Below are 22,910 nucleotides of genomic sequence, written 5' to 3'. Positions count from 1 at the left end.
GTTTTATACTGTGACGCTATACCAACACTTTTGTGAATTTAAAAACAAACCCAGTAAGGGTTTTAAAAACACAAAATGGCTTAGCCATTTTGTGTTTTGGTATAACTTGCCCTATTTTTACTTGGCAGCAAGTAGTTATAGAATAGGAAATAGCTGAATATTTTGTAGGAGTTGGTTTTGATTTCTTCAGCAGGACTTTCTCATAGTTTAGATTCTGACAATTTGGAGCGCGATCGCGAAGAAGACCTATTCGTGCATCGATCGCATTTTCCTGCTTTAGGAGTTGATAACCGCACTTACTTTAACTATGGCGGACAGGGGGTTATGTGTGGGGCAGCCCTAGATGCGATCAACAAAAACTTTCGCCATATCGAGTCACTAGGTAGCTTTTCTAATGCGGCGGGGGATTGGATGGTCGCTGAATATAATGCAACGAAAACAGCGATTGCCCAAGAATTTCAAGTTAGCCCAACCACAATTACCCTCACCGAAAATACGACTGTTGGTTGCAATATTGCTCTGTGGGCTGTGGATTGGAAACAAGGCGATCGCTTATTACTCTCAGACTGCGAACACCCCGGCATTATTGCGGCGGCTATCCAAATTCAAAAACGCTTTGGCATCGAAATTGACTATTTCCCCTTGACTAATACTCGCAATGCTAGCGCTGAAGGCAAAGATAGTGAAACCGTTGTGGAATTATTAGTGCAGCATTTGCAACCTCAAACGCGGATGGTGATGCTCAGCCATATCTGCTGGAATACGGGACAAGTTTTGCCACTGAAAGCGATCGCTAAGGCTTGCCATGATCAAAATGTGTTAGTTGCCGTTGATGCCGCGCAGTCAGTGGGGGTGTTGCCTTTAAATTTGGCGGATATTGCGGCGGATTTTTATGCTTTTACTACCCATAAATGGTGGTGTGCGCCCCTAGGCTTGGGTGCTTTGTATATTCGTCCAGAGATTTTTGAGGCGATTGAGCCAGTATTTGTAGGTTGGCGTGGTCTAACAAACAAACTTCCTATTCCGCAGTGGCGGCAAGATGGGGCAAAGTTTGAAGTGGCTAGCTCTACCTATGCACTCTATGAGTCAATGCGAATTGCGATCGCCCATGCCAATAGTTGGGGAACGCAACTGCAACGCTATCAGCGCATTTGCCAATTAAGTAAAAAGGTATGGGAACGACTGGATGCCTTGCCCCATATTGATTGTATAAGGCAACTACCTCCAGAGTCGGGACTCATTTCCTTTAAAGTTAATCAGGAATTAATTCCAAGCTCATCTCAGAGTGCGATCGCCAATAAATCCCATGCTTTAATTGCCAAACACTTAGAGTCGGAACATCAAATCTTGATCCGTGCGCTTCCCAATCCTGATTGCTTAAGGGCTTCAGTTCATTATTTGACTTCTATTACTGATATAGAGCGTCTTATCTCCATCTTTGAGGCGATAAATTAACAGTCTTGTTCCTAAGGTTTATTTCCTAAAGTCTTCTCTCTAAAACAACGAGAATTGTCAACTTCCCCACCTTCAGTTAAATCCACTAAGTCTCTATCATGTCTCTATTTTCACAAGCACCTCAACCAACTCCTGACAAAAAAGATCAAACTCTATCGCGATCGCAGGTACTGATTGCAATGGCAGTAACGGCGATTATCTTTTTGGGAATCTCCAAAGGTTGGGTCTACTTAACAGGTATCCCCATGGTTCCGTTAAATTGGCAGCCAGAACATGCAGCGATCGGTGCAGGCATTGGCATCGGTGTCGCTCTACTTAGTAGTTTAATTTATGAAGTGTGGGAAAGTTACCGTATTGCGGCTCAAGAATATCTAGAAATGGTACTTAGACCCTTAGAACCAATTGATCTAATTTGGTTAGGTTTGTTACCAGGACTAAGCGAAGAAATGCTGTTTCGGGGTGTAGCTTTACCAGCGCTGGGCATGAATGGAATTGCTTTGATTATTACCAGTGTTGTGTTTGGAGCCTTGCATATGGCAAGTACTAAGCATTTGTCATATACGGTTTGGGCGATCGCCGTCGGCATGATGCTTGGTGCAGTCACGATGTATACGGGTAATCTGCTATCAGCGATCGTTGCTCATATCCTCACCAATTCACTTTCAGGCATTATCTGGAAATATAAGCAATCTAAAAACTAGAGATAGAGCCTATCTCCATTACTAAAGATAGTTATATTTGCGATTTGATCGCACCTTCAGCATCGTTGGCGATCACTCTATACCATGATCATTAATTAGCAAGGCGATCGCAGTGTATGTAAATCTAATGGATTTTGTATTTGCGGGATAATTGATTGACTTTTACTTTCAAAGCTCTATAGTCTAGATCGTGTCAGATTAATCGCTCTAGCTGGCTCCAACCCAATAGAATTTCATGGATGCTGAATTTTTGTCAGAAGCGCAACCAATGCAGCAGCAGATGCAACAGCAAATGCAGCAGATGTCTTTTGAAGAAGAAGCTCCTGAAGAATCTGACTCAGTAGCCAAGGATGTCTCTGACCCCGTGATTTTTGCTCGCCTTGAGAGCGAGGTATGGTCAATCGCATTCTCACCCGATGGGCGAAAGATAATTGCAGGGCTGAAAAATGGCACTTTGCAACTATTTGATGCTATTTCTGGCAACCCCATCGGGAAACCATTCCAAGGGCATGAGGATAGTGTCAGGTCAGTATTCTTTAGCCCTGATGGCAAGGCGATCGTTTCGGGCAGCAGGGACGGGACACTGAGGTTGTGGGATTTGCAGGGCAACCCCATGGGGAAACCTTTCCGAGGACATGAGGATACTGTCAGGTCAGTATCCTTTAGCCCCGATGGCAAGACGATCGTTTCGGGCAGTCGTGACAAGACGCTGTGGTTGTGGGATTTGCAGGGCAAACAAATTGGAATTCCTTTCCTAGGGCATGAGTCTAGTGTCATATCAGTATCCTTTAGCCCCGATGGCAATGCGATCGTTTCGGGAAGTGATGATAAGACTCTGCGGTTGTGGGATTTGCATGGCAATCCAATCGGCGCTCCTTTCCTAGGGCATGAGTATTATGGTAATTCAGTATCCTTTAGCCCCGATGGCAATGCGATCGTTTCGGGCGGTTGGGACAGGACGCTGCGGTTGTGGGATTTACAGGGCAAACAAATTGGGCTTCCTTTCCAAGGTCATGAGGATAGTGTCTTTTCAGTAGCCTTTAGCCCTGATGGGAAGACGATCGTTTCGGGAAGTGGGGACAAGACGATGCGGTTGTGGGATTTGCAGGGCAAACAAATTAGGCTTCCTTTCCAAGGTCATGAGGATAGTGTCTTTTCAGTAGCCTTTAGCCCCGATGGGAAGACGATCGTTTCGGGAAGTGGGGACAAGACGATTCGCCTGTGGGCTTTAGATGGTAATCCGATCGCTAACTTAGCAGATCGCAGCAGACAGATTGAGATTCCACAAGGTGTTGCCAACGATTCGGCGCAGGGGGAGGATTGCCTCAACGTTCAGGATGAAATCGAGGCTATGGCAACGGTATTAATGCTCCGTAGTCTTCAACCACCGATGGCTGTGGCAATTTTGGGCAGTTGGGGAAGTGGTAAGTCCTTTGGAATGTATCTAATTCAACAAAGGATCGAGGTAATTCGCAGGCAAGAACTAACTAGGCTTCAATCTTGGGGCGATCCAAACCATCCCAACGACGCTCAGATCGTGTCTCCCTATGTGGGGCACATCTATCAAATTAGCTTCAATGCTTGGACTTATGCCAAGTCTGACCTTTGGGCAAGCCTAATGCAGGAAATTTTCTATGAATTAAATCGTCAAATCACCTTAGAACGGCAGATTGGCATTTTCCTAAGTTCCTCTACAGCACTTCAAGAGAATAATAAAGAGAAACCAGAATCTAACTCTTCAGAAAAATTGCCATCGACTCGAAATATTGATCGCCTTATCTATAATCCTTTCAAGAAGCTAAAGGAAAGTATTCAAACAAGAATCAAACGCTCCCAAAAAGCGATCATAATATCCAGCCAACAAATCCTAAACTTGTGGATTATTCAATTTGTTCTGCATATCATTACATTTTCTTTAATTCCTACTTTTATGTTCTATTGGCTTGTTCTATTTTTTACTGATAACAAGTTAGCTATCGAATTAAAAGTTGGCTATCCCCCATTTATTAAATGGCTCGGAGAAAAGGTTGAAGCCTACTACTTCCCCAACAACTTAAAAACATCTTATAAATCTTGGCGTGAAGGGATTGAGTCCGTTATAGAACATTTGTTATTTCTACTCCTTGACGGCTTCCCTAAGCGTTTAAAAGATAGCAAAAAGAATTTAGAAAAATTCAAACAAAGCAAAAATCCTAAGCCTGCAACCAATCCTACCCCTGAAACCGATCCATACCAGCAGAAAAAATTTGAGCAAGCCTTGCTAAATGGATGCGACTTTTGGCGAGTGCTTTACCTGACCAATGACGAAGAACGCAGAGCTTTTATTGAATCCAACGATCGCCTCAAAAAATTTAAAGACTGGAAAGACCCCACCTCAAACTCTAACTACTTGTGGAATACTCTCGATCAAAGCAAACAGAAAGAGCAACAGCGTTTAAAACAGCAGGAGCAGGAACTCCAGAAAAAAGAACAAGAACTGCAACGCCAACTCAAAAGCGCCGAAGCCGAAGTAAAACAACAACTCGCCAACCGCAAAGCCACAGCACTCTGGACACCCATTGTCAAAGCGATAGCTCGGCTTCTGTTTTCTAAAGAAGAAATTGAAAAATACAAAAATGAAATTGAAAAATTAGCCGAAGCAGGTAAAACCAACAATGAAACGATCGCATTAATACGGAAAGTCGTAACCAGTTGGCAAGGCTTAATTGCACTGTTCTTAATGACTCTCTTGATCGTCCTCACCCTAGATCCCGCAACCCGCACAGCGATCTTCACCGCCACTCAAACCCTGCTAGAACAAACTGGCTTAGCAAGCCTACTCGATCGCCTGATTCCCATTGGAGCAAGAAACAACTTCACCGAACTCAGCAACATAATTCGCAACTGGTTCGCCAATTTTCCTCAATGGATGGAATCAATCCGCACCCAAATTCCATCGGGTCTGCAAGTAATTACAGCGATCGCCGCAGCCGTCACCACCCTCATTCCGATTCTCAAAACTCTCGACAATTACCTCACTTCCGTCCAAAAAGAACAGGCAAAGATTCAAAGTGATCGGGAGTTCTTACTCAAACAAAAACAGGACAAATCCGAAAACCTTGTCAAAGAAGTTGCCCAACTCAAGCTCCAAGTCGCAGAACAAAAACAGCGCGTAGGACTCACCGCCAACTATGCTTCGCTCATGGACTTTGTAAGCGATCGGCTCCAAGTTGACGACTATGGCAAACGGCTAGGGCTAATGCAACAGGTCAAGCAAGATCTCGCCGACCTCTCTGATCGCCTCACCGATTGGCAACATAACCGCGAAGAATTAAAAAAATTCTTCCCAAGGGGGCCAGCGAGAGTCGTTCTCTACATCGATGACCTAGATCGTTGTCCACCCGATCGCGTTGTCGAAGTCCTAGAATCAGTCCAACTCCTACTCAACACCAAGCTATTCATTGTCGTATTAGGCATCGACGATCGCTATATCGCCCGCGCCCTAGAACAAGTCTACGAAGGCGTTCTCAAACGTGGCGGCAAACCCTCTGGACTTGACTATCTCGAAAAAATCATCCAGATTCCCTACCGAATGCGACCCATCTCATCCTCAAGCATTGACGGTTACCTTCGCGCCCAAACCAAAATAGCCAAGCCTCAAGCCCCATCGACACCTGTTGAAAAAGACGACATCCCCACAGAAACAGAACCACAGGCAGAAACACAAGAAGCGATCGCACCTTTATCCGATCTAAATGTTCAATCCCCTGAAGTTCTCGAACCCGAACCATCCGCGATCGACACTCCAGAATCATTAGAAAATTCACAATCCATCCCCACTCAAACCCCACAAGCCCCGACCATTCCAGCACCGCCAACCCCAACCTCCACCGATGAGACTACATTCCTCGAAACCATCGCCCAAACCATCGAATTTGAAGAATCAGAATTTCAACTATTAGTCAACTGCTGCAAACACGTAGACATCACACCCCGCACCGCCAAGCGACTGATCAATATCTACAAGATCTTGCAAATTATCTGGTCAACGCGCAGTCAAAAAGGAGCAAAATCACCCACAGATACCGACAAACGCATTGTCATGTCATTTCTAGCACTCTCAGGTCGCTACCCCAACTATATGCGAAACCTATTTGAAGAAATTGACGTAATGTTTGAAGAAACAATTTCGGATGAATCTCCCCTTGAAATTTATCTAGAAGACCTACTTGAACCAATCAAGCCAAAAGCTACAGAAAGCGATCGCTATGCCCACAGAGAATGGCGCAAATTTACCAGTGATATCAAGCGAATGCTCGAACATGACGCAGATCACCCCACCAAACTCAAAATTGATCGTGAAATTTTTGACCTGATGCTCTCTTTCTGCTTTGTCGGTGATATTGGCTATGATCCCGATGATTTCGAGTCAAAGGCTTAAATTACCTTTGTTAAGATGACGAACTTGCACTATTTTTCTTTTGGTTCGGTTGAGGGCAACCCGATGTAAATATAACATTAGAAAAAACCTTAGCTTTGCCATTAACCTGTTTGCGATTTGATCACACCTTCAGCATCATTAGCGATCGCAAAATTATTGAGGGCTAAATAGAGCAACAATTCTAGCCAATACATCATCAATGATCGCGTCTGGCACACTCTCCAACTTTCGAGCCTTACGCGCAGACAAATCAATAGGACGGGGTTGATCGCAACGAACTACACCTTTAGTGCGGGTTCCAGCAGAATCTAAAGAAACAGCAAAACCTGCGGTTCTCGCGAAATTTCCACCTGATGTAATTGGAACAACAATCGGAACTTTGGTTAAGGTATTGAATTTATCAGGAGAAACAATCAAAACTGGTCTAGTACCCTGTTGTTCATGCCCTTCCGTGGGATCAAGCGAAACAAGATAAATATCACCACGTTTCACAGTTCATTACCCACAGATTTGACATCTAGCCAAATGCGATCGTCTTCCGTTATTGGAGCATTAGGGTTGCATTGTGCCAAAAGCTCCTCTAGTGAATATTGTGGTTTCGGTTGAGGTTCAATAATCAGTCTGCCATTGTCAACAGCAACCCCCACAGTTGTCCCTGATTGTAAGTTCAAAATTTCGAGAACGGCTGGGGGAATCGCCAACATGATCGAGCCACCGACCTTACGAAGATTTGTGGTGTGCATAATTTTTCTTATAGTTATACTTAAATATAACATTAGCAGAAACCCTATCTCTCATTGAGTTTTAGAAATGACTTTTAACTTGTCTGAGATTCAATCGCACCTTCCGCATCATTAGCGATCGCCTTTAAGCGATCCAACATATCCGCAGTCACATCTTGCCACATCCCACGTTGATTCGCTTCTAACAAACGTTCTGACATATCTCGCAACGCCCAAGGATTGCTAGATTTAATAAAATTCTGGACTTCAGGATTAAAAATATATGCCTCCGCAACACCCTCATACATGAAGTCAGAAACGCAGTTAGTCGTAGCATCATAGGCAAACAAATAATCAAGCGTTGCCGACATCTCAAAAGCTCCTTTATAGCCGTGACGCATCGCTCCTGCTATCCATTTGGGATTAACAACACGCGATCGATAAACTCGTGCAATCTCTTCACTCAATTTGCGAACCTTGGGCTGAGCCATTCGTGAGTTATCGCCAAAATAGACCTCTGGCGCATTGCCAGATATAGATTTGATCGCCGCTGTCATCCCACCTTGAAACTGATAATAATCATCGGAATCGAGAATGTCATGCTCGCGATTGTCCTGATTTTGCAGCACGATTTGCATATTACTGAGCCGTTGATTAAAGGCTTCAGGAGCCGATTTGCCCTCAGATTTACTGGTATAGGCATAGGCACTCCAATTGATATAGGCTCGTGCTAAATCCTGCTCACTTTCCCAGTTTTGCAACTCGATTAAGCCCTGTAAACCTGCACCATAGGCACTTGGCTTTGAACCAAATACCCGATAACGCGATCGCTCTTGCGCTTGTTCTAAAGTCAATCCTTCTTTTTGCCATTGTGCAGATTCTGCTTGAACTTTTGCCGCTAAGGGATTCTGATCCGCAGGCTCATCAAGATTAGCGACAGCATTCACCGCACTATCAAATAAATCGATCAGATTTGGGAACGCATCTCGAAAGAATCCTGAAATCCTCAAGGTCACATCCACACGGGGACGACCAAGGATTGACAAAGGCAAAATCTCAAAATCCACGACTCGCCGCGATACGCCATCCCAAACAGGTTGAACTCCCAATAAAGCCAGAGCTTCCGCAAGGTCATCGCCTCCCGTTCGCATTGTCGAAGTTCCCCAAATTGATAGCCCTAGAGTTTGCGGATACTCACCATGTTCTTGCGTATAGGTTTCAATCAATACATCCGCAGCTTTGCGCCCAATATCCCAAGCCGTTTCCGTCGGCACTGCACGAATATCGACAGAATAGAAATTCCGTCCTGTAGGTAATACTTCGGGGCGACCTCTAGTTGGCGCTCCAGAAGCACCACTGGGGACATATTCGCCATTTAACCCACGCAATAGATTAGTAATTTCTTGCTTAGTTTTGTAGAGAGAAGGGAGCAGGCGATCGCGAATCCATGTTAGTTCCATCTCAATCTCGCCCCCCTTTGCAAGGGGGGTAGGGGGGATCTCTTCAAGAATCTGTGCCACCAACTCCGCCGCATATTCCTCGATCACTTCAACAGCATCACCAATAATTCGACAATTAGCTAAACGTGGATGCGAATTTGACTCAATTAACTCACCTAAATCCGCAGTCAATGGATCGAAATCTAAACCCCAATCCTGCGCGATCGCTCTAGTCAGCCCCAAACGATTAGCCGTAGGATTACGAGCGATCGCTACTACCAAATCCCTTAACTGCCGACCTTCTGGGCATTGCCCAAAAATATGCAAACCATCTCGAATTTGAGCCTCCTTAATCTCGCAAAGATAACCATCGGCTGTCGTGAGAATTGTATTTAAAGAATCCTCTAAACGGTCTAGGGAAATTCCTAGATCATGAAAGAGATTTTCCTGTTTGATGGTTTCGATGAGGCGATCGCGAATCATCCCTAAACGGGAAGGATCTAAGGTTTCCGCTTCGTAATATTCATCAATCAAACCTTCTAATTGCTGCAAGCCGCCATACAACTCAGCGCGAGTCATCGGCGGCGTGAGATGGTCGAGAATGACTGCTTGCGATCGCCTTTTTGCTTGAGAGCCTTCCCCAGGATCATTGACAATAAAGGGATAGAAATGTGGCATTGCACCAAAAGCGGCTTCAGGATAGCAATTTTCTGATAGCGCCACACTTTTCCCAGGGAGCCATTCAAGATTGCCATGCTTGCCGATGTGGGCGATCGCATGGGCGCGAAACTTGTCGCGCACCCAATGATAGAAAGCCATATAGTCATGGGTTGGCTCTAAATCTGGAGCGTGATAATTGAGAGTAGGATCGAGATCATATCCCCGTGATGGCTGAATACCGACAAAAATATTGCCAAATTGCATACCTGCGATCGCAAATTCTTTCTCGAACTTCGGCTGATTCCATCTTGACTGAATTCCATTTTGGACAGGTTCAGGCAAATTCTGAAAATAGTTTTGATAATCTTCTAAAGCTAAAGATTGGTTAACCTGACGCACTCCAAAGGATTCGCGATCGTTGGTTACGCCTGTGGTTAACAACTTCATCAATTCATCGCTAGTTTCAGGAATCTCACCAACGCTATAGCCCGAACTTCGCAGAGCCTTGAGAATCTCTAAGCAACTAGCAGGCGTATCTAAACCAACTCCATTAGCTAATCTGCCATCACGATTAGGATAATTGGCAAGAATCAACGCAATTTTGCGATCGCCCACATCCGTATATTTTAGCTGTATCCATTTCGCCGCCAGATCCGCTACAAAATTAATGCGCGATCGCACAGGTTCATAGGTCAATACTTCCGTTTGCAAGGCAAGATTCTGCCCCTGCATCGCTTTAAAGGAAACTGCCCTCGTAATAATCCTGCCATCAACTTCAGGTAAAACCACATTCATCGCCATATCGCGAGGATTTAGCCCTTGAGTTCCATTTGCCCAAGTTTTCTTCAGTCCACCACTAAAAATCACCTGAAACACAGGCACATTCAAAGCTTCCCAAAGATCAACTTGTGGCGTATCCGTTTTTAAACTTGCCAAAGAGAAGCTAGTCGTATTTAAAATCACATCTACTTTCTGACCAGATTCAGGCAAGCAATAGCGAATGAGTTCCGCTTGCACATCGGGTTCCTTTAAAGATGAGACATAAATCGGTAAAGGCGTTAGATTGCGTTCGGTTAAGGCTTTACATAAGGCAGCGATCGCCCCCGTATTTCCCGACAAGTAATGAGCGCGATAAAAAAGAATCGCCACCAATCCGAGATCCCGCTCAATCCACCTTTTTAAGGGGGAATAAGAAAATTCGCCCCCCTTGAAAAAGGGGGGCAGGGGGGGATCAACCTCTAAAACGGAGGTAGAAGATTGAGAAACTGCAAATTCATATATTCCAATGCGTGGCACTGACTGAGGTATTTGGTATTCTATTGGTATCTCTAAAAATTCCTTAGCAATGAACTTCAAGAGATTTTGATAGTTATTAACCCCTGCTTCAATAAAATATTGCCAAGCCTGATTAACTAACGTGAGAGAAGTTGTGGAATGGCTAGTTAAACTCGGATCGGGACGCTCATCCCCTGGTAATACAATCAAAACTGCGCCCGTGTTTGCCACAGTTTCCTTAACCACCTCCAATCCATAACTCCAGTAAGACTGTCCCCCAATCAATCGCACAATAATTACCTTAGCGATCGCTAAAACCTCTTCCGCATAGGTATCGATCGCTATTTGTTGCTGCAACTGCAAGACATTCACCACACGAATTTGCGGAAAATATTCAGGCAATTGAGCCGTAGCCGCCGCAAGGGTTTGGATATCCGTATCCGCAGCAGTGATGATCACAATCGGTGCAGGTTGCTGATCAACAAAAATAACGCTGTCGGTGGACTGGTTCCAGCCCCCTGAAATAGTGGCAATACGATGCATTAGTAATCCAAATAGCTTATGGGCGGCTACGTTATTATACTCAACGCTACAGCCTCAGCGACTTTAATCCCATCAATTCCCGCCGAGAGAATCCCGCCAGCATAACCTGCCCCCTCTCCCGCAGGAAAAAGCCCTTCTACATTGAGACTCTGATATTTCTCATTACGTTTAATCCGAATCGGTGAAGAAGTGCGCGTTTCCACACCCGTGAGCATCGCATCATCCATCGCAAATCCTTTGATTTGTTTGTTAAACGCAGGTAAAGCTTCACGAATTGCGGCGATCGCATAGTCAGGCAAACTCTCACTCAAATCACATAAATTCACATTAGGTGCATAGGAAGGATGGACTTTACCAAGATCTTGAGAAGGACGGTTGGCAAGAAAATCCCCTACAAGTTGGGCTGGTGCGGCATAGGTTCCACCACCAAGCTCAAAGGCGCGAGATTCGAGGCGACGCTGAAAATCAATACCTGCGAGAGGATGCTCTGGATAATCATCGGGCGTAATCCCCACCACGATGCCACTGTTCGCATTCCGCTCATTCCGCGAATATTGACTCATGCCATTGGTAACTACGCGCCCAATCTCGGAAGTTGCCGCCACAACTAGTCCCCCAGGACACATACAGAAGCTATAAACAGAACGTCCATTCTGACAATGGTGAACTAACTTATAATCAGCAGCACCTAAAATTTTATTTCCTGCGTAATTGCCAAATCTCGCTTGATCAATCAGAGTTTGCGGATGTTCAATCCGAAAGCCAATCGAGAAAGGTTTGGCTTCGATATATACGCCGCGATCATAGAGCATTTGGAAGGTATCACGGGCGCTATGACCAACAGCAAGAACAATATGATTGCTAGCAATATATTCACCATTAGCAAGGGTTACACCTCTCGCTTTACCATCTTGAATGTCAATATCTTCTACTCGACTTTGAAAGCGAATTTCACCGCCGAGAGCTTGGATTTGAGCGCGAAAACTTTGAACGATGCCGACTAGTTTGAGTGTGCCAATATGAGGCTTATTGATGTAGAGAATTTCAGGAGATGCACCTGCATTCACAAATTCGGTCAGAACTTTGCGCCCATAGTGTTGTGGATCTTTGACTTGGCTGTAGAGTTTTCCATCGGAGAAAGTCCCTGCTCCACCTTCCCCAAATTGGGCATTAGATTCAGGATTAAATTCGGCTCTTCCCTTCCAAAAGTTAAAGGTATCCGCCGTGCGATCGCGTACTGCTTTACCCCGTTCTAAAATAATTGGTCGAAATCCCATTTGCGCCAGCATTAGCCCAGCAAACATCCCTGCGGGCCCCATGCCAATCACAATTGGACGAGTTTTGAAATTGCTGGGAGCCTTGGCGACATATTGATAGCTCATGTCTGGCGTGGGCTTAACATGGGGATCTTTAGAGAGGCGATCGCTTAATTGCTTCTCTAAAGTGGTTTCAACATCAACGATATAAACTAAATAAATATCTGTCTTCTTGCGAGCGTCATAACTGCGCTTAAAAATAGAATAGCTAGTTAATTCTTCAGGCTTAATTTGTAGCTTTTTGAGAATTGCTAATTGCAGTGCATCTTCAGAATGTTCGAGTGGAAGTTTAATTTCGGTAATTCGTAACATGGACAATAAAATTTGTAAGCTTTATAACTATACTAAGTCACAAAGAAAAAGCCATGCACAGCTTGGCTTTTTCTTTGTAGCTCAACTAAAATTTAGAGAAAAGTTATACCAAATGAAGAAATGGCGTAGCCATTTCTTCATTTGGTATTAGTCACAAGCCTGTTGTCCCCAAGATATAGGAGTTCTGGTGCGAGTAAGATCATCAAAGTCTGCACTGCAAGTAAATCGTTTGATCTCGCCATTTGGAAATAGTCCTACGGTTGCTGAGTCAGCAGTGCGATCGCGCCCAAATGTAACCGCAGCCGTACCAACGCAAGCATTAGTTATTTCTTGAGTAATATCGGTCATTAGATCAACAGATTTCCACACAGTCTCAACCCCACGTCCTTCCATTGCAAATACATAGCGGCGATCAAGGTTAGCTGAGCGATCAGGATAGGGAGTGATTAGTTTAGAGAATCTGCTGCTAGTCGTGACTTTCACATTAGGAATAGCTTCTAAACGCACAACATTTTCATCGATCATCCTTTTGCAATGACTCCACAGAGATGGAGTCTCATTCGTGCTTGACTGCGGTTGCTTCTTAAATTTAGAGAGAATATCTTTACCGCCATCTTGGGCAAGTTTTTCAAGGCGATCTCGTTCTGATTTTGTAAAATTAGCCCTTATCGAGCGTTCTTGAAATTGCTCCTGTCCATTGACCATCACTTTTTGCGCGCGAATTAATTCGGCTTGCAACTTGCCGCCACCATCAAACATGAATAGCTCATCGGTGTGAAAAAAGCGAATTGCCGCTACCTTGCCATTTGGGTAATACCAATAACCAATGCCATCACCATAATTGACAATGGTTGACGACGCAGAGATCAATCGATACTGTCCCTTATCGCCTGCACTGGCAGTACAAACGCTGTAATTAATACCTGCCTGTAAGATGCTGCGATCATCACAGGTTTGTTGGCTAATCTCTGCAAAAGCTCGATGTAAGGCTTCGGCTTGAGTAGGTTTAGCCTGTAGCGCTAGGGGAAAACCTAAAACGAGAAGTGCTGAGATTAGGGGTATAGAAATAAATTTCATGTTCTTGTTTTTTAGGTTGGGTTTTAAGTTGACTAGGGACAGCCTGATTCAAGTCTAGGATTTTTAGCGATCGCCCGATCCCATGATGATTTGTGCTCTCGTTGGTAGATTTTTAGCGCTTCGTCAATAGCCGACATTTTGCGATTATTCTTTTTGTAGTAATCACGAGCTGCGATCGCGCCTACCAAACTAGCTTCAGATCCAGCGATCGCGCATTGTCTTACCCGCAGATTTTGCTCTACTGTAAATCTTGGTTTGCTCCAAACTTTTGAAGCGGCGAGGGCTTTTTGGAACTGCTCGATCGCTTCGTTAAACTGCCCCATTTTGAGCGATTTGTCTCCTTCAATCCAGTAGGTCATGATTGCATATCCGTAGGGACTCGCCTCAAGCATTTTGCGTACCTGTTCTGGAGCTAGACCTGAACCTGATTGCTGTTTAGTTTTTTCTGAGGTTATTATCTCTGCTTTTGACTCGATCACTGCTTTAGCGATCGCCGCAGAAAATTGGTTAGGCAGAGTTGAGGCTTGCGCTTGTCCACAGGCTGCTATTGAGCAGCTAAGGGCGAGAAAAACACAGAGTTTGATATTTGCAAATGTCATTTTGATTTAGGGTAACCATTCTAGGGACTGGACAATTTTTATAAACTCGTTGGGAGTCATGTAGGCTGTGTCACTACAAATAATCGCCGCATTGATCCGATTGGCAGCATCGCTATCAATAGTTCTCAAAGAGTAGAATGGGGATTTACCTGCGGGAAAAGACCATAAATTATTTTGTGGAGTCTTGGCGATCGCTTCCGTTATCGGTTCGCTCATACCAGTATCAATATTGACATCCACCTTGCCCAAAAGTTTGGTATTGACAGCACGAGTGTAGCGCCCACCAGGTCCCCCAATGCCACCACCAGTCGCACTAACCGCAAAGCACTGATCTTGAGCATTGCGATATAGCACTGTATAGTCAGGACCAAAGCGACAAACTCCATTAGCATCGATCCTGTCTCCCCGACGACAGGGTTCGGTTCTGACCGCCGCCATCCAAAAACCTTGAGGGACATATTTAGGAAGTGCAACTTTGATGCCAAGGGACTTCAGCTTTGTCCTAAAACTAGAGTTGACCAAGCTATGACCATTACTGGCTGATGAGTTACCTTGAGCATGGACTGGAGCCACTAAACTAGCAGTCAGGGACAACAGAGAAAACAAAGACAGGCAAGTAGTAGATTTCATGATGGAGAAAGGGGGTAAACAACTTTTCATGTTCCCCTCTCCTAAAAGGGGGAAAGGGGCTAGGGGCTTAACAATTTCTGCGTAAGTCTTATCTATTAAAATTAAAATGTCTTCCATTCTTCACGATTTAAAAAGAAGCCATTGCCTTTGGAGTTAGTGCAGGTCAACCCATTGGTACGAGACTTGCAGACAAATCCGCCTCTGCTCCAAGTTTTGCCATATGCCAAGGTTTTGTAGTTTGGTGAATAAGCGCTATCCCCTGCACAAATTACCGAGGGCTTACCAACTTTGGGCAATGATAAGCCACCGCCCCAATCCAAATTGCAGGACTCTGGTTGTGGTGGCATAGGCTTTAATTGGCTGACAATCTCACAACGCAAGTGACCGCCGTAGATCACACAGTAAATATTTTTGCTAGGCATGATGAAGCCGTTTCTACTGAAATCATCCTCCGATGATTGCGCGATCACAGGTGTATTTTGTGGCAAAGCTTCAGCTTTTAAATTGGTGAAGGAAAACAGGGAAGTGGCGATTGCTAAAACTGACAAACAGGAAATGCGAATTCTTTGCATTGAGTTGAAATTTAATTAGATAAAAAAATCACCCAGAGGTTTTTGGGTTAAGGAGCTTAGCGATGTCGATTGACGCTTGGTTCTGCTAGAAAGTTGCTAACTTCCCCAAATATGGATTGAGCCATTCTCCATCTTAAAAATTCTTACACTTTCACCATTCGCATCTTCGTTCCTTTGCTGATAGACAAGACCACCGCGCTCATCGGTGTAGGTCATTGGGCGATCGCGACTAAGCAAAAAATAGTCAGATACTCCGTCTTCCCAACGAATGCCAACATTGCCTTGATTCATTGAAAATATGCAGGGCATGGATATGGTTGCTCGACTAGCACCATTAGGGAAATATCGACAATATGCTTTTCTACTATCTGCTTGGGCTGAGAATGGAATAGATAATGCGGCGATCGCCGAAATGACAGCTACTGAAATAAATTTCACAATTTTTGAGCTTTATTAACTTTTTATCCTCATCATTGTATCTAAGATAAACAAGCCTGATAGGTGATCAATGTCACTAGCAATCAAAGGGAATTATCTATAGGTTTCATCAGATTTGATAGTTCTATCTGACAACATCCACTTCTCCAATATCTTTATCTAGTAAAAATTTTCTAATCTCAGCAATAAAGGTTTTTGCATCGGCGATCGCTCTATTTGCAACTATTTCATCAGCCACAAAATCCGTACTATAGTCACCTGATTGCCTAAGATCGTAAGTGTCACTCAACAATTTAGAAATATTTGAATTTACTCGCCCTGTTTTGACGAAATGAAGATTTATCAATTTGATAACTCCTCGATGAGTTGAAGTCTCGATACCTTCTGACAATAGTAATGCTTGAGATACATAGTACACCGCATAATAAGCACGAGATATACAAGAACGATAACGCTGGGACTTGTATAAAAGCTCTGCTGTATCTAGATCTTCAGATGATAAGTTCAATAGTTTGCTAATTTCGCTCATATCTCAATACCCTCACGCTTAACAACTCTAGTCAAAGAATTTGCTGAAGCTAAAAAATTTGATTTGGTAGTGGGAATAAGTGAAACTAACTCTCCATAATCATTTAGGAAATGGTAGCGAATATCAGATGTTCTATATATTTCTTCAGCAACATTTACAGGATCATTTAAAACTACCATCACGTCAATATCAGAATCAGGAGTTGCCTCTCCCCTTGCTTGCGAACCAAATAGAATCACTGAAAATAAGCGATCGCCATAGAGATTTACTAAACTAGCTTTTAACTCGTTCAGTAAACTTGATAGTTGCTTGTTTTCAATGGTTCTAGTCATCGTGCTTGATTGCTCACATCTTGAGCCTCAATCCTAATATAACTCGTACTTCATTAACTGACAGGGCAAAGCTCCATTGAGTACGGCTGTTCGTTCAGCACACTTCAATCCAATTGTTTGTGATAGCTGCTTATTGCCACTCAAGACAAAAGCTGTCCATCCCTTAAAGCGTTGTTTGAGAACATTCCCTAACTGCTTATAAAAAGCACCCAAATCACTATCGCGTCCTAATCTTTCTCCATAGGGAGGATTGCAGAAGAGAACACCACTGTCAGCAGGAGCAACTACTTCCGCAAGGTCGAGAGCAGAGAAATAGACATGATTGGATAAGCCGCAGTTTTTGGCATTGATAATTGCTTGATCTACTACTTCAGGATTGCGATCGCTACCCCAGATTGGTGCAGGCAATGTATCCAAACGACTATCATCTGCTTCTTGAATTAGTTTTGCCAAAAGTTCCTGATCAAAATCTAGCCAAGTCTCAAAGCCAAAATGATCGCGAAACATTCCAGGGGCAATATTCAGGGCTTTTAAACTTGCTTCCAAGGGCAGAGTTCCCGAACCGCAGAGGGGATCGTAAAACATTTGGTCGGGTTGCCAACCTGACATCTGGATTAGAGCCGCCGCAAGAGATTCTTTTAGCGGTGCTGCTCCCACCGCAGGACGATAACCGCGACGATGCAAGCTATTGCCAGAGCTATCGAGACTGACCGTGCAACCATTGTCATCAATATGTACACCGATTCGCACATCCGCTTCCTGTACATCCACATCCGATCGCTCGCCAAATTTCTCCTTCTGCTGATCGACGATCGCATTTTTCACCTGTAAAGCAGTGAAATGCGTATGATTGAGGTGATCATTTTTGCCAGTAGCATTCACCGCTAAAGTCATTTCAGGGGTGAGAAATTCTGACCAGTCGATCGCTTTAATTCCTTGATAAAGATCATCAGCATCAAGGCAATCAAACTGATCGAGATGCATCAAGATCCGAAATGGTAGCCGCGCCCAGAGATTAACTCGATAAAGCAAAGTGCGATCGCCTTCAAAGCTAACACCGCAAAATCCTGCCTCAACGGAATGAGCGCCCAGTTGTTCTAGTTCCTGAGCTGCGAGTGCTTCTAAGCCTCTTGCTACAGTTGCAAAGTATTGATTCATCTTTAAAATCCAGAGTAGATCTGCGGCGCAAAGCGCCACAGATCTACATATTTAAACAGGCTAGGATGGACTCTAACCATCGACCGATCGCTTAGAAGGCGATTGCTCTATACAACTGAGCTACTAGCCCAAACAATTTCACGGTTTATTATATTACAACAAAACTTTGTTTTTTGGAAATATTTATTATTGCTTCCACGTAATACAAAAACACAAAATGGCACGCCATTTTGTGTTTTTACAACCCAGTAAGATTAGCCGCATCTGTCTTTGCATGAATTGCGATCGCCTGTTTGCGATCGCTTACTCCAAGCTTGTGCAGAATTGCATGAATATGCACCCGTACTGTCCCTGACGAAATATAGAGAATCTCAGCAATTTCTTGATTAGTTTTTTGCCCAGACATCAAACTGAGAATTTCTTTTTCGCGTCGGGTTAAAGTATCAATTCTTGAACTTGATAGATTGTCGGGAGAGATTTCAGGGGATTGATTTTGAAAAGTATAATGAATTTCCGCCGTAGCAGTGGCATCCCACCAAGATGCGCCTGCGATGACTGATCGCATAGCTAGAATTAAGGTTTCGGCAGCAACTCCTTTCAGACAATAGCCCTGTGCGCCTGCGGAAACTAAGCGTGAAATTAGCGATCGCTCATTGCGTGAGGTGAGTACCAAAATCGGTAAGTTCGGGTGATTGAGCTTGAGTTGGCGACAGGTTTCCAGCCCACCCAGCCCTGGTAAACCAATATCAAGCAGAACGAGATCAAAGGTTTGTTGTTTAGCAAGATCGATCGCCGTTTCTCCATCGTTAGCCTCCGCTAAAACTGCTATTTTAGTTTCCTGTTGTAAACGCACCTGCAAACCGAGACGAAATAGTTCGTCGTCTTCAACTAACAGGATGTGGAGCTTTGCGTCATCCATCTTAATCTTAATTTTACTCGTCATAGGTAGTAGCACATTTTGAAAACTTGTAGCTTGTGTTCCAAAATCTCTACCAAAAATTCCCTGTCCCACAGGCAGGCTCTAAAAATCTCGACTCGATCCGTTCTGTCTCCTGCTTCACCAAATCCAGCATCGCATTTATACCAAATTAAGAAATGGCGTAGCCATTTCTTAATTTAAAAAACCTTACTGAGTTTGTTTTTTGATTCACAAAAGTGTTGTCACACTTTCGTGAATTGGTATTACCTCGCGTTGGTTGGTAAAAACTTCACCACGATCAGTAACCCTCTGTTTTGAGATCACCTGCTTTCCTGTAGTTTCTATACTCATTGGGTTCACTCTTGTTGCAACTCTTGAAGAACTTTTTTATATCTCTCCAAACGCTGAAAATCTTTTTCGGTGGGATTGGCAATTCGAGTAATATCCATGTTGTGTGTCAAATCGGCAATCTTGACTTTACGAGCGATCGCATTAGACTTTACCCGCAAAATATAGTCTTCATATTGCTCACCCTCAAGTTTGGTAATCGCCGCGATCGCATCGGTAATAAATTCAGGAAAACCTTGCTTGACTAAACTCTCAATTTTCAGATCGGAATCCTCGATCGCATCATGCAAAACCGCCACAATCTTACTTTCGAGCGTATCCATCTGTGCCATTACCGTTAATGGATGTGAAATATAGGGCTTTCCCGCCTTATCCAATTGTCCTGCATGGGCTTGGTTGGCGATCTCGATCGCTAAAGCCAGAAGCGTTTCAAAGTCTTTCATAATAACGAATACAGGTTAGGGCGATCGCGACTTCATCAGCACATTGCTGAATTACCACAACATCATCAAGGCTCAGAGCATTTGCCTTGCACCAACGCATCGCCAATATGCCTAAGACCTGTTCACGAAAAGTAATCGCGATCGCCAAATTAGTTTTGCATGGTTGATCTGGATCAGCTTGTTGGTTTGGAGACAGAGAAATTTGTGACTTTTTCAAGGTAATCGCCGTTTGCACTAAAGGATCGGTAGCCAAATCCCAAAGATAATCACCACATATAGCTTGAGTATCGATCAAAGCATCTTGCTCAACCAACTGCAAGATCACCCCATCTGCACCAAAATTTTGCCAAAATGCATCAGCTAGAGGCAGCATACATCCAGATATCTGGTTGAATTTCTGGGCGATCGCCACAATTACTGACAACAGAGCATTCTGAGCTTGCGATCGGCTCAACTCCTCAGAACGTTGCTTCAGCAAATCATAGCTATGGGTCGCCTCTGACACAACCAACTTCAGTTGATCTGGTTCCCAAGGCTTCGTAATATATTTATGAACCTGTCCAGAATTAATCGCATCGATCAAATCCGTAATATCTGTATATCCTGTCAATACGATTCGCATCGTATCAGGAAAATCGGAAACAGTACGACTCAGAAACTCAGTGCCATTCATTTCAGGCATACGCTGATCGGAAATGATCGCAGCCATCTCCCCTTCATGTTCCAGAATCTCTAGCGCTCTGATCCCACTATCTGCTCGAAACACCGTAAATTCTCTACGAAAGGTGCGATACAGCAAATCAAGGTTATCTTGCTCATCATCTACCACCAGAAGCTTCGGCTTTTTGGGATTTGTTTTATTTGGTTCAGTAGCAGAAAAAAGAGAAGAAGTCATGAGCAAAAGTAGGTTGAATCCCGACTGTAAGTATAGCAATGCTATCAAAATATAAGGGGCGCAATGCGCCCCTTATATTTTGGATCCAAAAGCTTCGCTTGCGAGGCTTTTGTATATTTAAGCTTTAACAACTTCGCGGCTAACTTGCTTCAATTCGCCCTTGGCATACTTAGGAACAAAGTCATAAATACTAACTTGCTTGATCTTGCTAGCTTGACCAGCAGCTTCAAACTGGGTATAGCGATCTGCACATACTTTTTGCATGTACTTGATCGAAGGCTTCAAGAAGTGACGTGGATCGAATTCCTTAGGATTCTTGAACAATGCTTCACGCACAGCCGCAGTAATCGCAAGGCGACAATCGGTGTCAATATTGACCTTCCGTACACCGCACTTAATGCCCTTTTGAATTTCTTCAACAGGTACGCCATAGGTTTCAGGAATTGCGCCGCCAAACTCATTAATCATGGCAAGTAAATCTTCAGGAACTGAAGAAGAACCATGCATAACAAGGTGAGTATTAGGCAAACGGTTGTGAATTTCTTCGATACGGCTGATGGCAAGAATTTCGCCAGTAGGCTTGCGAGTAAACTTGTAAGCACCGTGGCTAGTACCGATCGCTACTGCAAGAGCATCAACCTGAGTACGCTCAACGAAGTCAGCAGCTTCGTCAGGATCGGTGAGAAGTTGCGAATGATCCAACGCACCTTCAAATCCATGTCCATCTTCAGCTTCACCCTTACCAGTTTCAAGGGAACCCAAACAACCTAGTTCGCCTTCGACGCTTGCACCAAAAGCATGGGCAACTTCGACAACTTTAGAAGTAACTTCCACGTTGTACTCGTAGCTAGCAGGTGTTTTAGCGTCAGCTTCCAATGAGCCATCCATCATCACACTGGTAAAGCCATTTTGAATTGCCGAGAAGCAAGTTGAAGGAGCATTACCGTGATCTTGGTGCATCACGATGGGGAGATGAGGATAGGTTTCGGCAGCAGCCAAAATTAAGTGACGCAGAAAATTTTCGCCCGCGTAATTGCGTGCGCCACGAGAAGCTTGTAGGATCACAGGGCTGTTGGTCTCATTAGCAGCCTGCATGATCGACTGGATCTGCTCCATATTGTTTACGTTAAATGCAGGGATGCCGTATCCGTTTTCAGCCGCATGATCGAGCAGCAGGCGCATTGGTACTAAAGCCATATATAAAATCTCTCCTAGACTAAATCGAGCTTGTTTCGATTATTAACAATCTTAAATCATTTTGAAGAATTATATCTAACTAAAAAAGGGCGCGAAGCGCCCTTTTTTAGTTAGATATTCTTTTCGCTAAGTTCGCGACTCATATAGTCAAAAGGTGCTGCTAACCAGTCTGCATTTTCGCCAACTAAGTCCATAACCGCCTGTTTCATGATTTGAATGCCTAGTACTGTTGGTCCAATTGGCACTCCTAGAGAGCTATAGGTATCACGCAAGCCTTGTAATACTCTTTCATCGAGAACATCATTGTTACCTGCAACTAGAGCGTAGGAAGCATAGCGAAGATAGTAGTCCATGTCACGCAAGCAAGCTGCAAAACGGCGCGTTGTATAAGCATTGCCGCCTGGGCGAATCAAGTCAGGAACTTCTTCAAATAGCTGAGATCCAGCCTTACGTACTATCGAAGCAGCATTAGCGGTGATTGCCGCAGAAGCGGCTAAGCGGGCGTTGCCAGTTGCAAAAAAGGATTTGAGGGTATCCATGGCATCGCGATCAAAATATTTACCAGTTGCATCATAAGAACCGATTAGGCTGGTAATTGCATCCTGCATGTTGTTGTCTCCGTTAATTTGTCTTTAATAAATGTATCGGTAACGTATTTGTAAAGTTTGTAAACTATATATAACTTAAACTTGGCAACCTATCCTTTGGACAGTTACCGAAATTATTTTACTGTGCTTTCAGCGACTTACCAAGCCCTACTCTATATAAATGCTATATCTACGATTCTCAATTTTGCTTAAGACATAAAACCCAACAGAGAATAGCGGCGCTTTGCGCCGCTATTCTCTGTTGGGTTAAGGGCTTTGCTATATGCAGACTCAGCAATTCTCATTATGAAACCGATTTTGGTGTTTCCAGCGCCGMCGGCGC

The 22,910-nt window shown here is 44.0% G+C and carries 20 protein-coding genes, 1 tRNA gene and 2 pseudogenes; 3 read left to right on the top strand and 20 right to left on the bottom strand.

Annotation, left to right across the window (positions count from 1 at the left end):
• The first annotated feature begins 177 nt into the window (after positions 1–177).
• The 3 genes from B9G53_RS25705 to B9G53_RS25695 all read left to right on the top strand — a co-directional run bounded on the left by B9G53_RS25705 (position 178) and on the right by B9G53_RS25695 (position 6,576).
• Positions 178–1,455 carry an aminotransferase class V-fold PLP-dependent enzyme gene (locus B9G53_RS25705; protein WP_094536269.1) on the top strand — a complete coding sequence of 426 codons (1,278 nt, stop codon included), beginning with the start codon at positions 178–180 and terminating at the stop codon, positions 1,453–1,455.
• 98 nt (positions 1,456–1,553) lie between these two features.
• Positions 1,554–2,156 carry a CPBP family intramembrane glutamic endopeptidase gene (locus B9G53_RS25700; RefSeq protein WP_094536267.1) on the top strand — a complete coding sequence of 201 codons (603 nt, stop codon included), beginning with the start codon at positions 1,554–1,556 and terminating at the stop codon, positions 2,154–2,156.
• Between the two features lie 235 nt (positions 2,157–2,391).
• Positions 2,392–6,576, top strand: a complete 4,185-nt coding sequence (locus B9G53_RS25695) for a P-loop NTPase fold protein (RefSeq protein ID WP_094536266.1) — start codon at positions 2,392–2,394, stop codon at positions 6,574–6,576.
• Between the two features lie 153 nt (positions 6,577–6,729).
• On the opposite strand, the gene B9G53_RS25690 is transcribed toward B9G53_RS25695, so the two are convergent.
• The 20 genes and pseudogenes from B9G53_RS25690 to apcB all read right to left on the bottom strand — a co-directional run bounded on the left by B9G53_RS25690 (position 6,730) and on the right by apcB (position 22,588).
• Positions 6,730–7,068 carry a type II toxin-antitoxin system PemK/MazF family toxin gene (locus tag B9G53_RS25690; RefSeq protein ID WP_094536265.1) on the bottom strand — a complete coding sequence of 113 codons (339 nt, stop codon included), beginning with the start codon at positions 7,066–7,068 and terminating at the stop codon, positions 6,730–6,732.
• Entirely contained in the window at positions 7,065–7,319 is a 255-nt protein-coding gene (locus tag B9G53_RS25685) for an AbrB/MazE/SpoVT family DNA-binding domain-containing protein (RefSeq protein ID WP_094536264.1), read from the bottom strand. The genes B9G53_RS25690 and B9G53_RS25685 overlap by 4 nt, the downstream gene beginning before the upstream one ends.
• Before the next feature lie 74 nt (positions 7,320–7,393).
• Positions 7,394–11,215: a cobaltochelatase subunit CobN gene (cobN, locus tag B9G53_RS25680; RefSeq protein WP_094536263.1), complete on the bottom strand. Its 3,822-nt coding sequence runs from the start codon at positions 11,213–11,215 to the stop codon at positions 7,394–7,396.
• A gap of 26 nt (positions 11,216–11,241) precedes the next feature.
• Positions 11,242–12,843: an NAD(P)/FAD-dependent oxidoreductase gene (locus B9G53_RS25675; RefSeq protein WP_094536262.1), complete on the bottom strand. Its 1,602-nt coding sequence runs from the start codon at positions 12,841–12,843 to the stop codon at positions 11,242–11,244.
• A gap of 147 nt (positions 12,844–12,990) precedes the next feature.
• Positions 12,991–13,920, bottom strand: a complete 930-nt coding sequence (locus B9G53_RS25670; RefSeq protein WP_094536261.1) for a hypothetical protein — start codon at positions 13,918–13,920, stop codon at positions 12,991–12,993.
• A gap of 32 nt (positions 13,921–13,952) precedes the next feature.
• Positions 13,953–14,519, bottom strand: a complete 567-nt coding sequence (locus B9G53_RS25665) for a hypothetical protein (RefSeq protein ID WP_094536260.1) — start codon at positions 14,517–14,519, stop codon at positions 13,953–13,955.
• Positions 14,520–14,525: 6 nt separating this feature from the next.
• Positions 14,526–15,179, bottom strand: coding sequence for a hypothetical protein (locus B9G53_RS25660; RefSeq protein ID WP_141211902.1), 654 nt, complete (start codon positions 15,177–15,179; stop codon positions 14,526–14,528).
• Between the two features lie 71 nt (positions 15,180–15,250).
• Positions 15,251–15,721: a DUF6636 domain-containing protein gene (locus B9G53_RS25655; RefSeq protein WP_094536258.1), complete on the bottom strand. Its 471-nt coding sequence runs from the start codon at positions 15,719–15,721 to the stop codon at positions 15,251–15,253.
• A gap of 96 nt (positions 15,722–15,817) precedes the next feature.
• On the bottom strand, positions 15,818–16,159 hold the full coding sequence (locus B9G53_RS27010; RefSeq protein WP_141211901.1) for a hypothetical protein: 342 nt from the start codon (positions 16,157–16,159) through the stop codon (positions 15,818–15,820).
• Positions 16,160–16,283: 124 nt separating this feature from the next.
• Positions 16,284–16,688, bottom strand: a complete 405-nt coding sequence (locus tag B9G53_RS25645; protein ID WP_094536256.1) for a HEPN domain-containing protein — start codon at positions 16,686–16,688, stop codon at positions 16,284–16,286.
• Positions 16,685–17,029, bottom strand: a pseudogene (locus tag B9G53_RS25640) (nucleotidyltransferase domain-containing protein); the annotation flags it as partial. The gene B9G53_RS25645 and the pseudogene B9G53_RS25640, both read right to left, overlap by 4 nt.
• Before the next feature lie 24 nt (positions 17,030–17,053).
• Positions 17,054–18,178, bottom strand: coding sequence for a class I SAM-dependent RNA methyltransferase (locus tag B9G53_RS25635; protein ID WP_094536254.1), 1,125 nt, complete (start codon positions 18,176–18,178; stop codon positions 17,054–17,056).
• A 56-nt stretch (positions 18,179–18,234) separates the two neighbouring features.
• Positions 18,235–18,308, bottom strand: a tRNA-Arg gene (locus B9G53_RS25630).
• A 108-nt stretch (positions 18,309–18,416) separates the two neighbouring features.
• The gene (locus B9G53_RS25625) at positions 18,417–19,121 is read right to left on the bottom strand and encodes a response regulator transcription factor (protein WP_254923816.1); all 705 of its coding nucleotides are present in this window, start codon (positions 19,119–19,121) and stop codon (positions 18,417–18,419) included.
• A 14-nt stretch (positions 19,122–19,135) separates the two neighbouring features.
• Positions 19,136–19,260 (bottom strand): annotated as a pseudogene (locus B9G53_RS29220) (SAM-dependent DNA methyltransferase); the annotation flags it as partial.
• Positions 19,261–19,325: 65 nt separating this feature from the next.
• Positions 19,326–19,448 (bottom strand): hypothetical protein, encoded by a 123-nt coding sequence (locus B9G53_RS28800; RefSeq protein ID WP_254923815.1) that lies wholly within the window; start codon positions 19,446–19,448, stop codon positions 19,326–19,328.
• Positions 19,449–19,453: 5 nt separating this feature from the next.
• The gene (locus B9G53_RS25615; RefSeq protein WP_094536253.1) at positions 19,454–19,888 is read right to left on the bottom strand and encodes an HD domain-containing protein; all 435 of its coding nucleotides are present in this window, start codon (positions 19,886–19,888) and stop codon (positions 19,454–19,456) included.
• Positions 19,875–20,783 carry a response regulator gene (locus B9G53_RS25610; protein WP_094536252.1) on the bottom strand — a complete coding sequence of 303 codons (909 nt, stop codon included), beginning with the start codon at positions 20,781–20,783 and terminating at the stop codon, positions 19,875–19,877. Before B9G53_RS25610 ends, B9G53_RS25615 begins: the two co-directional genes overlap by 14 nt.
• Before the next feature lie 117 nt (positions 20,784–20,900).
• The gene (gene fba / locus B9G53_RS25605; RefSeq protein ID WP_094536251.1) at positions 20,901–21,980 is read right to left on the bottom strand and encodes a class II fructose-bisphosphate aldolase; all 1,080 of its coding nucleotides are present in this window, start codon (positions 21,978–21,980) and stop codon (positions 20,901–20,903) included.
• A gap of 110 nt (positions 21,981–22,090) precedes the next feature.
• Positions 22,091–22,588: an allophycocyanin subunit beta gene (apcB, locus tag B9G53_RS25600; protein ID WP_094536250.1), complete on the bottom strand. Its 498-nt coding sequence runs from the start codon at positions 22,586–22,588 to the stop codon at positions 22,091–22,093.
• Between the last annotated feature and the right edge of the window lie 322 nt (positions 22,589–22,910).

Source organism: Pseudanabaena sp. SR411 (assembly GCF_002251945.1).
In the GTDB taxonomy this organism is placed as follows: domain Bacteria; phylum Cyanobacteriota; class Cyanobacteriia; order Pseudanabaenales; family Pseudanabaenaceae; genus Pseudanabaena.
Note: the sequence above shows the minus strand (reverse complement) of the source record. Positions and strands in the feature narration are given on the sequence as shown.

Coding starts and splice junctions, on each gene's coding strand:
- B9G53_RS25615 (WP_094536253.1), bottom strand. CDS start 19,888: ATGAAAGACTTTGAAACGCTTCTGGCTTTAGCGATCGAGATCGCCAAC.
- apcB (WP_094536250.1), bottom strand. CDS start 22,588: ATGCAGGATGCAATTACCAGCCTAATCGGTTCTTATGATGCAACTGGT.
- B9G53_RS25700 (WP_094536267.1), top strand. CDS start 1,554: ATGTCTCTATTTTCACAAGCACCTCAACCAACTCCTGACAAAAAAGAT.
- B9G53_RS25610 (WP_094536252.1), bottom strand. CDS start 20,783: ATGACTTCTTCTCTTTTTTCTGCTACTGAACCAAATAAAACAAATCCC.
- B9G53_RS25695 (WP_094536266.1), top strand. CDS start 2,392: ATGGATGCTGAATTTTTGTCAGAAGCGCAACCAATGCAGCAGCAGATG.
- B9G53_RS25675 (WP_094536262.1), bottom strand. CDS start 12,843: ATGTTACGAATTACCGAAATTAAACTTCCACTCGAACATTCTGAAGAT.
- B9G53_RS25645 (WP_094536256.1), bottom strand. CDS start 16,688: ATGAGCGAAATTAGCAAACTATTGAACTTATCATCTGAAGATCTAGAT.
- fba (WP_094536251.1), bottom strand. CDS start 21,980: ATGGCTTTAGTACCAATGCGCCTGCTGCTCGATCATGCGGCTGAAAAC.
- cobN (WP_094536263.1), bottom strand. CDS start 11,215: ATGCATCGTATTGCCACTATTTCAGGGGGCTGGAACCAGTCCACCGAC.
- B9G53_RS25665 (WP_094536260.1), bottom strand. CDS start 14,519: ATGACATTTGCAAATATCAAACTCTGTGTTTTTCTCGCCCTTAGCTGC.
- B9G53_RS25635 (WP_094536254.1), bottom strand. CDS start 18,178: ATGAATCAATACTTTGCAACTGTAGCAAGAGGCTTAGAAGCACTCGCA.
- B9G53_RS25625 (WP_254923816.1), bottom strand. CDS start 19,121: ATGACGAGTAAAATTAAGATTAAGATGGATGACGCAAAGCTCCACATC.
- B9G53_RS25685 (WP_094536264.1), bottom strand. CDS start 7,319: ATGCACACCACAAATCTTCGTAAGGTCGGTGGCTCGATCATGTTGGCG.
- B9G53_RS28800 (WP_254923815.1), bottom strand. CDS start 19,448: ATGAGTATAGAAACTACAGGAAAGCAGGTGATCTCAAAACAGAGGGTT.
- B9G53_RS25660 (WP_141211902.1), bottom strand. CDS start 15,179: ATGAAAAGTTGTTTACCCCCTTTCTCCATCATGAAATCTACTACTTGC.
- B9G53_RS25655 (WP_094536258.1), bottom strand. CDS start 15,721: ATGCAAAGAATTCGCATTTCCTGTTTGTCAGTTTTAGCAATCGCCACT.
- B9G53_RS25670 (WP_094536261.1), bottom strand. CDS start 13,920: ATGAAATTTATTTCTATACCCCTAATCTCAGCACTTCTCGTTTTAGGT.